This is a genomic window from Neisseria sp. GT4A_CT1 (genome assembly GCF_000227275.1).
Taxonomy (GTDB): Bacteria; Pseudomonadota; Gammaproteobacteria; order Burkholderiales; family Neisseriaceae; genus Neisseria.
The window spans coordinates 355,849-364,421 of sequence record NZ_JH164964.1; the positions used below are offsets into that span (position 1 = coordinate 355,849).

Sequence of the window (8,573 nt, forward strand, 5' to 3'; positions counted from 1 at the left end):
GCCTGAAAGGGCAAATAGTGAAAGCGCAGATAAGTGGAAAAAAGATACCGACGCTTATCTCTGGTGTCCGCACAAGTCGGCAACCGGCTGATTGCTCCGATGGTTTATCAAAATACGATGACCGGAGTCTTTTTTGAAGCGTGGTTTCAGCAATGCCTACTGCCCGCATTGACTCAAAAATCGGTGATTATTTTAGATAATGCACGATTTCACCGTATGGGTGTCTTACGGGAAATGGCGGAAAAATGGGGACATAAGGTATTACCTCTTGCACCTTATTCACCTGAGCTCAACCCGATTGAGAAGGTGTGGGCGAATATTAAGCGGTATCTGCGAACCGTATTGTCTGATTACGCCCGATTTGACGATGCATTACTGTCCTATTTTGATTTTAATTGACTATATTTAATTTGTCTGATTTATCGGATTATGGTTTTTTCTAACTGTCCGCCTGTTAAGTTATCCTAGTTTAAAATGACTTTACTTATTGGAATAAATATTAATGACTTGGTGTGACATACTTTCGTTACTGAGTTAACCCACAACGGAGAACACACCATGAGCAAGTCTTTCTTGACTAAAACTTTGACCTTGATCGCCATTGCTACTTCTCTGAGTGCATGTGCGGGCATGACCCAAACACAACGCAATACTGCTACTGGCGCGGTATTGGGCGGTGTAGCGGGTAACTTGATCGGTGGCGATACCGGCTCTACTTTGGGCGGCGCTGCATTAGGCGGCGTCATCGGCAGCCAAGTCCACAGACATCGTTAATTTTTAAAACGATAAAAGCCGGTCGGACCTTAAATAGGTTCGGCCGGCTTTTTTTATTGGGCGTGATTGAATCAGAAAAATGTTTGCGCAAGGTTGGGGAGAGTTCAAAATTATGGATTGCTTTTCTGTGGGTTGGGCGAGTATGCCGGTTTGTTGTCAGGCGAACGCGTCGCCGCGCATTCGCCGTTCTCAAACACCAACACCTTCTCCGGCCAGCGCAATGCCGCCAACCTGAACTGTTCGGGGCGGTATTTCTGCGGGAATTTCCTTGCCCGCCAGCTTGCGCCAATCGAGAAATCGACGCAGAACACGTTGCGCCGCGCCCCGTGCCAGACATCCGGCTGCGGCGGCAGCAACAGCCGTTCGGCGGCAACGGCGGCGGGAGACGGCTGCCAACTGCGCCAATAATGGCCGATAACGACGGGCGTATCGTCACAGTAGTCGTCCCACCACGCGCAACGGGTCGTACCGCGCCAACGTCCGCCGGCGTAAAACGGCTCGTCCGCCAAACGCTCCACGCCGCTGGTGAGGGCGCGTATCGGATGCAGGCAGCTGCGTTCGAGTTCGTATCGCGCCGTGGCGGGCATGGGTGGCGGCGCATGGTCGGGATTTTCCGCCTGCGGGGCGTAATGCGCCTGTTCGTAGAGGTAGTCGGGATACCAAGAGGCCGTCTGAAGGCGGTGTTTCAACTCGGCATCAAAGCGGCGGTATTGCGCGGTCAGGCTTTCGCCCTTTGCTTCTTCGAGGCGTTCGATTTGCGGCGGCAGCCAGGCGGCGTGGACAATGCGCAGGTCTTCGCGCTCCAGCAGCAGCGGCTGTTCGGCCAGCCATGCGCGCAATTCGGTTTTCTCTTTTTCTTCCACGCAATGCCACGGCGCGTAATGGGCGTCTTTTTCGGCGCGGACATCGAAAAACCAGCCCGAGCCGTCTTTCGGGTCGTCGGCAAGGATGTTCAATTCATGGTTGCCCAAAACCATCCATGCCCATCCGCGTTCATAAGCCTGTTTGAACCAAGCCAGCATCGCGGGACTGTCGGGACCGCGGTCGCACAAATCGCCGACGAACACCAGCCGCCGCCCGCGCGGATGGAAACCGTCGTCGCGGTAGCCGAGCCGGTGCAGCAGCGATTGAAAGGCGGCAAATTCGCCGTGAACGTCGCCGACGATGTCCAGCGGCGTGTCGGGCAGTGATTGGCGGTATGGATAGGACATGATGGTGGGAGGTCGTCTGAAAAAGTGTGCCGACGGTGTTTTCAGACGGCCTCGGGCAGTTTCAAGAAGTTTTCACGGTAGTAACGCATTTCCTCGATGCTTTCGAGAATATCGTCCAAAGCCTGATGCGAACCGCGTTTCACCACGCCTTTGGCAACAGGCGGATTCCAACGTTTGGCGAGTTCTTTCAGGGTGGACACGTCCAGATTGCGGTAGTGGAAATACGCTTCGAGGCGCGGCATGTATTTGACCATGAAGCGGCGGTCTTGATGGATGGAATTGCCGCACATCGGCGTGGCTTTTTCGGGAATCCATTGCGCGATAAAGTCCAGCAGTTTCTGCTCCACTTCGGCTTCGGTCAGCCGCGATTCGCGCACGCGCTGCGTCAGCCCCGTGCGGCCGTGGGTGGCGGTGTTCCAAGCGTCCATGCCGTCGAGCAGTTCGTCGCTTTGGTGGACGACATAAACTTCGGACTGCGCCAAGACGTTCAAATCGGAGTCGGTAATAATCATGGCAACTTCGATAATGCGTTCGCGCTCGGGGTCAAGCCCGGTCATTTCCATATCGAGCCAGCAGAGGTTGCTTGCGTTTTGAGTCATTTCAGACGACCTTTCGTCGGTTTAAAACAATGGGCGGTATTATAGTGGATTAACTTCAAATCAGGATAAGGCAAAGCGGTCGCGTAAATATAGTGGATTAAATTTAAATCAGGACAAGGCGACGAAGCCGCAGACAGTACAGATAGTACGACAAGGCGAGGCAACGCCGTACTGGTTTAAAGTTAATCCACTATAAATAGTCGTCTGAAAACCAATGCGGTGGGTTTGCTCTATCGTTTCAGACGACTATTTTCATCAGGGGACGATTCGCGGGCAAAGCCCACGCTACGGGTTGTCGCGGTTGAGTTTAAACTGTTCCCAAATGATAAAAGGTCGTCTGAAAACCGTTTTCAGACGACCTTTGCCGTTTTACTTCACATCCGATTCAAATCAGAACAAGCCGTGAATCACACCGTCTGCGTCTACGTCGATTTTCTCGGCGGCGGGGACTTTGGGCAGGCCGGGCATTTTCATCATGTTGCCGCACAGGGCAACGATGAAGCCTGCGCCGGCGGAAACGGTGATGCCGCGCACGGTGATGCGGAAGCCTTCGGGGCAGCCCAAGAGTTTGGCGTTGTCGCTGAGGGAATATTGGGTTTTCGCCATGCAGACGGGCATTTTGTCCAAGCCCAGTTTTTCCAGCGAGGCGATTTCGGCGGATGCTTCCGCGCTGAAATCGACGTCTTCCGCGCCGTACACTTTTTGGGCGATGGCGCGGATTTTGTCTTTGATGCTCAATTCGACATCGTAGGCGAAGCCGAAGTTATTGGGTTGATTGTCGATGGCGTTGACGACTTTGCGCGCCAAATCCGCGCCGCCCGCGCCGCCTTTGCCCCACACTTCGGTCAGGGAAACTTCGACGCCGTGTTCGGCGCAGGCTTTTTCAATCATGGCCAACTCGGCATCGGAGTCGGACACGAAACGGTTGATGGCGACGACGACGGGCAGGCCGAATACGTTTTTCAGGTTGGAAATGTGTTTCAGCAGGTTGGGCAGGCCTTTTGCCAAGGCTTCGAGGTTTTCTTCGCCGAGGTTGGCGCGTTCTACGCCGCCGTTGTATTTCAAGGCGCGGACGGTGGCGACGACGACGGCTGCGTCGGGTTTCAAACCGGCAAGGCGGCATTTGATGTCGCAGAATTTTTCCGCGCCCAAATCTGCGCCGAAGCCTGCTTCGGTTACGGCGTAATCGGCAAGGTGTTTCGCCAGTCGGGTGGCGGTAACGGAGTTGCAGCCGTGGGCGATGTTGGCGAAGGGGCCGCCGTGTACGAAGGCGGGCGTGCCTTCGATGGTTTGCACCAAGTTGGGCTTGATGGCGTCTTTGAGCAATGCCGCCATCGCGCCGTGTGCTTTCAAATCTTTGGCGTAAACGGGGCTGCCGTCTTTGGCGTAGGCGACGAGGATGTTGCCCAAACGCTCTTTCAAATCGCTGATGTCTTTGGCAAGGCAGAATACCGCCATGACTTCGGAGGCGACGGTGATGTCGAAGCCGTCGGGACGAATCACGCCGTCAACGGGTTTGCCCATGCCGTCGATGATGTTGCGCAACTGGCGGTCGTTCATATCGACCACGCGCCGCCAAAGCACGCGTTTAGGGTCGATGTTCAATTCGTTGCCTTGGTAGATATGGTTGTCGAGCATGGCGGCGAGCAAATTATTCGCCGCGCCGATGGCGTGGAAGTCGCCGGTGAAGTGCAGGTTGATGTCTTCCATCGGCAAAACTTGGGCATAGCCGCCGCCCGCCGCACCGCCTTTAACGCCGAACACAGGCCCCAAAGAAGGTTCGCGCAGGGCGATAACGGCGTCTTTGCCGATGTGGCGCAACGCGTCCGCCAAACCGATGGTCACGGTGGTTTTGCCTTCGCCCGCCGGAGTCGGGTTGATGGCGGTAACCAAAATCAGACGGCCTTGTTTTTGCGGCAGTTTGAACGCTTCGGCAGGATTGATTTTGGCTTTGTAATGGCCGTAGGGTTCGATATTGTCAACGTTCAAACCCAGCTTGGCGGCAATTTCGCCAATCGGACGCATGGTGGAGGATTGGGCGATTTCGGCATCGGTTTTGAAGCTCATGATTTTCCTTTACTGAATGGAGAAGAAAAAGAGGAGGGTCGTCTGAAAGCCCATCGGAAAGACAAACGCTGATGGATTCAAAAGAATATTAGGCATATTATAGCGTTATCTGAGAATGAATCGCAGTGAAAAATTCGATAATTCAACAAAAATACGGTTCATATTGTTGACAATCCACAAGAGAAACGGACAAACATGGGCAGCAACGCATGGCTTTTCTGGGCATTGGCTTCCGCAGGCTTCGCCTCGCTGACGGCGATTTTCGCCAAAATGGGTTTGCAGGGCATCGATTCGGATTTCGCCACCTTCATCCGCACGCTGATCATCCTCGCCGCGCTGGTCTTGTTCCTGACCTATACCGGCAAATGGCAGGGCGTGAACGGGTTTACGGGAAGAAACTGGACGTTCCTGATTCTCTCCGGCCTCGCCACCGGCGCATCCTGGCTCGCCTACTTCAAAGCCCTGCAACTGGGCAACGCCTCGCAAGTCGCCCCCGTCGATAAATTCAGCCTGGTTTTGGTCGCGCTGATGGCGGTGGTTTTTCTGGACGAACGCCCCAGCACGCAGGAATGGGTAGGCTTGGGACTGGTTACGGCGGGTGTGCTGACGCTGGCTTTGAAACGGTAAGGCGAAATGATTTTTCAGACGACCTTTTAAGCTGAGGGGTCGTCTGAAAATGTTGCGCCGCAAATATGGCTGAAGGCTTGCCGTCATTTGCGGCGATGGTTTTGTGTATAGTGGCTTAACTTTAAACCAGTACGGCGTTGCCTCGCCTTAGCTCAAAGAGAACGATTCTCTAAGGTGCTGAAGCACCAAGTGAATCGGTTCCGTACTATCTGTACTGCCTGCGGCTTCGTCGCCTTGTCCTGATTTAGTTAATCCACTATACATACGGCAGGAGTCGAATCCATCAAAAAGGTCGTCTGAAAAACAAAATGTTCAGACGACCTTTTTGTCTGCTCCGTTTTCAACATTCCACAACGCGGACGGATACGGGAACGGCTTTTTTCTGGAGCGTGATGGCGAGTCCGGCAAGCGAGGTTTCTTTGTAGGTGGACTTCATGTCGCGCCCTGTCTGCAGCATGGTTTGGATGACTTCGTCGAGCGAGACTTTTTTGTCCGTGCCGTCTTCCAGCAGGGCGAGGGTGCCGAGTTTGAGGGCTTTTTCGGCGGCGATGCCGTTGCGTTCGATGCAGGGGATTTGCACCAATCCGCCGACGGGGTCGCAGGTCAGTCCCAAATGATGTTCCATTGCCATTTCGGCGGCGTTTTCCACTTGTTTGGGCGTGCCGCCGATGACTTCGGCGTATGCGCCCGCCGCCATGGAGCAGGCGACGCCGACTTCGCCTTGGCAGCCGACGTCTGCGCCGGAGATGGAGGCGTTGGTTTTGTAGAGGATGCCGATGGCGCCTGCGGTGAGCAGGAAGTTTTCGACGCGCTCTTGCGTGGCGTGCGGGTTGAACTTGCGGAAGTAGTGCAGGACGGCGGGGATGATGCCGGCGGCGCCGTTGGTCGGTGCGGTAACGACGCGTCCGCCGGCGGCGTTTTCTTCGTTGACCGCCATGGCGTAAACCATGGGCCAGAGTTGGGTGTTGACGATTTCGGTTTCGCGCAGGGCTTTGAGTTTGGCGGCAAGCTGCGGGGCGCGGCGGCGGACGTTCAAGCCGCCGGGCAGTTCGCCGTCTGCCGCCAGTCCGCGTTTGATGCAGCCTTCCATAACGTCGGCAACGCCGGCGACGCGGCGGCGGATTTCGGCTTCGCTGCAACCGGCAAGCGCGGCTTCGTTTGCCAACACGGCTTCGGAAATATCGAGTTGGTTCATGCGGCATTGGGCAAGCAGTTCGGCGCAGCTGGTATAAGGGTAGGGGACTGGGCGCGTTTGTTCGGCTTGTTGGTCAAACTCTTGATCGGTAACGATAAAGCCGCCGCCGACGGAGTAGTAAATTTGTTCTTTGAGTTTGCCGCCGTCTTTGCCGTAGGCGGTGAAATTCAGTCCGTTCGGGTGTTTGGGCAACACTTGGTCGCCGCGTATGTTCAGGTCGCTGTCGGGGTTGAAGCTGATTTCGCGTCCGTTGAGGCGGAGGATGTGTTGCGTGCGGATGCGTTCGAGACGGTCGGGGATGTCGGCGATGGGGATGTCGTGCGGCAGGCTGCCTTCCAAGCCGAGCAGGAGGGCGTCGAATGTGCCGTGTCCGCGTCCTGTCAGCGCCAGCGAGCCGTAAATGTCGATGACGATGCGTTCGGTTTGCGCGTCCAGCCCTGATTGTTTGAGGTCGTCTGAAAAGGCGGCGGCGGCTTTCATGGGGCCGACGGTGTGGGAGCTGGAGGGGCCGATGCCGATTTTGAAAATGTCGAAAATGCTGATCATGATGTGTTTTCCCTCAATGTTGGCTGTTTGTGTGGCGGAGTGCGGATGTTGGTTGCTTGTCGGGCTGTCTGATTGTGTCGCGTGGATTAAGGCTCGTTTTCATGCGTCTGAAAGTCTGCGTATTTTAGCCTTTTTTGTCGGACGGATGATGCGCGGGCTGCCGTCGCAAAAGTATACGGCATTATCCTGCTTTGCAGGGCGGGCGGATAGTGGGGCGGATGGTTTGTGACGGATTGGCATGATTTGTTGCGCGTAGCCATCATGGATTGGGTCGTCTGAAATCTTGTTTTGGCTTGAAACGGGCGAAACAGGGTTTCAGACGACCTTGATGTATCGGCGTGTCGCACGGTTCAGCCGAGCAAAAACAATTCGCGCCCGTGGGCTTTCAGCCATGTTTCGGCGGCTTGGGTGTGCGGGGTGAGGCGGTTGACGGTTGCCCAAAACTGCGGGCTGTGGTCGGGGTGGGGCAGGTGGCAGAGTTCGTGGATGCAGATGTAGTCTGCGACATAATCGGGCGCGCCGATGAGCCGCCAGTTGAGGCGGATGCCGGTGGTGTGGCGGCAGACGCCCCAGAAGGTTTTGGCGTTGGAGAGGGCGGTCGCGGCGGGAATGAGGGCGGTGGTGCGGGCGTGGTGTTCGAGGCGCGGCAGCAGGTATTCGCGGGCGCGTTCGTGCAGGAAGCGGCGCAGGTGGGTCAGTTGGGCGGCGGTTTCTTTGTCGGGCAGCAGGATTTCAGACGGCCTGATTTGGATGTGGCTGCTGCTGTGGACGGACAGGGTCGTCTGAACGCCTTGATACCAAATCCATTCGGGGAGGGTGTCGGCGGATGCGGCGGCGGTCGGGGCTTGGGCGAGGGTGCGGCGCAAGAGCGGTTCGTTGTCGGTCAGCCATTGGGCGAGAAAGCGATGGCTGACAAACGGGGGAACGTTGATGCTGACGGTGTCGCGGGATACGGGGTGCAGGATGAGGTTTTTCTTGGCGCTGCGTTTGAGCCGGATTCGGATGGACTGGCCGTCTGAAAGGGTGTGGGCGTAGTGTCGGGACATGGATTGGACTGGTGTCGGGGCGAATTTGCGTTTTCAGACGACCTTTGCGACGGCAAACGGTCCTTTTCCTTCGATAAGGGGTTGTTGCGTTTCAATCCGTTTTTCGCATTCCGCCATCAATTCGGCTTCCGTGCCGCTGCCGTGGGGGATAACGGGGTTGATGACGACGGTGATGGTGCCGGGGTGTTTGAGGAAGGCGTTTTTCGGCCAAAATTCGCCGCTGTTGAGGGAGACGGGGACGATGTCCATTTCAAACATTTTCGCCATGCGCGCGCCGCCGAGTTTGTAGCGGCCTTTTTCGCCGGGCGGCAGGCGTGTGCCTTCTGGGAAGATGGTGATCCAGTAGCCTTCGTTTTTGCGCGCCATGCCTTGTTCCATCAGTTGTTTGCTGGCTTCGCGGCTGTTGCTGCGGTCTATGCCTATGGTTTTGACGAGTTTCAGCCCCCAGCCGAAGAAGGGGATTTTGAACAATTCGCGTTTGGCGACGTAAACCTGCGGCGGGAAAGAT

General features: G+C 56.0%; 9 protein-coding genes and 2 pseudogenes. 4 read left to right on the forward strand and 7 right to left on the reverse strand.

All coding sequences use genetic code 11. The features are described from left to right. Nucleotides 1–399: pseudogene (locus HMPREF1028_RS01590) on the forward strand (IS630 family transposase); the annotation flags it as partial. Nucleotides 400–558: 159 nt separating this feature from the next. Then, a complete protein-coding gene (locus HMPREF1028_RS01595; protein WP_003761681.1) occupies nucleotides 559–774 on the forward strand; it encodes a glycine zipper 2TM domain-containing protein in 216 nt (71 codons plus the stop codon). 110 nt (nucleotides 775–884) lie between these two features. Here the strand turns inward: HMPREF1028_RS01595 and HMPREF1028_RS01600 are convergent, their stop codons facing one another. Together HMPREF1028_RS01600 and orn are read right to left on the reverse strand one after the other, a co-directional pair. Beyond that, nucleotides 885–1,985 (reverse strand): metallophosphoesterase, encoded by a 1,101-nt coding sequence (locus tag HMPREF1028_RS01600; protein WP_009311063.1) that lies wholly within the window; start codon nucleotides 1,983–1,985, stop codon nucleotides 885–887. A gap of 41 nt (nucleotides 1,986–2,026) precedes the next feature. Then, nucleotides 2,027–2,584 carry an oligoribonuclease gene (gene orn, locus HMPREF1028_RS01605; protein ID WP_003768643.1) on the reverse strand — a complete coding sequence of 186 codons (558 nt, stop codon included), beginning with the start codon at nucleotides 2,582–2,584 and terminating at the stop codon, nucleotides 2,027–2,029. 85 nt (nucleotides 2,585–2,669) lie between these two features. Between orn and HMPREF1028_RS13135 the strand changes: the two are divergent. Continuing rightward, nucleotides 2,670–2,777: pseudogene (locus HMPREF1028_RS13135) on the forward strand (IS5/IS1182 family transposase); the annotation flags it as partial. A gap of 197 nt (nucleotides 2,778–2,974) precedes the next feature. Here the strand turns inward: HMPREF1028_RS13135 and HMPREF1028_RS01610 are convergent. After that, nucleotides 2,975–4,651, reverse strand: a complete 1,677-nt coding sequence (locus HMPREF1028_RS01610) for a formate--tetrahydrofolate ligase (RefSeq protein ID WP_003776538.1) — start codon at nucleotides 4,649–4,651, stop codon at nucleotides 2,975–2,977. A gap of 195 nt (nucleotides 4,652–4,846) precedes the next feature. Between HMPREF1028_RS01610 and HMPREF1028_RS01615 the strand changes: the two genes are divergently transcribed. Continuing rightward, a complete protein-coding gene (locus HMPREF1028_RS01615) occupies nucleotides 4,847–5,278 on the forward strand; it encodes an EamA family transporter (RefSeq protein WP_009311064.1) in 432 nt (143 codons plus the stop codon). Nucleotides 5,279–5,618: 340 nt separating this feature from the next. Here the strand turns inward: HMPREF1028_RS01615 and HMPREF1028_RS01620 are convergent, their stop codons facing one another. From HMPREF1028_RS01620 to HMPREF1028_RS01630, 4 genes are all read right to left on the reverse strand, one after another. Further along, nucleotides 5,619–7,019 carry an L-serine ammonia-lyase gene (locus HMPREF1028_RS01620; protein ID WP_009311065.1) on the reverse strand — a complete coding sequence of 467 codons (1,401 nt, stop codon included), beginning with the start codon at nucleotides 7,017–7,019 and terminating at the stop codon, nucleotides 5,619–5,621. Nucleotides 7,020–7,105: 86 nt separating this feature from the next. Then, nucleotides 7,106–7,366, reverse strand: a complete 261-nt coding sequence (locus tag HMPREF1028_RS14360; protein WP_156798033.1) for a hypothetical protein — start codon at nucleotides 7,364–7,366, stop codon at nucleotides 7,106–7,108. A gap of 3 nt (nucleotides 7,367–7,369) precedes the next feature. Beyond that, nucleotides 7,370–8,065 carry a M48 family metallopeptidase gene (locus HMPREF1028_RS01625; protein ID WP_009311066.1) on the reverse strand — a complete coding sequence of 232 codons (696 nt, stop codon included), beginning with the start codon at nucleotides 8,063–8,065 and terminating at the stop codon, nucleotides 7,370–7,372. Between the two features lie 33 nt (nucleotides 8,066–8,098). After that, on the reverse strand, nucleotides 8,099–8,573 hold a 475-nt coding region (locus HMPREF1028_RS01630), incomplete at its 5' end, for a lysophospholipid acyltransferase family protein (protein WP_009311067.1).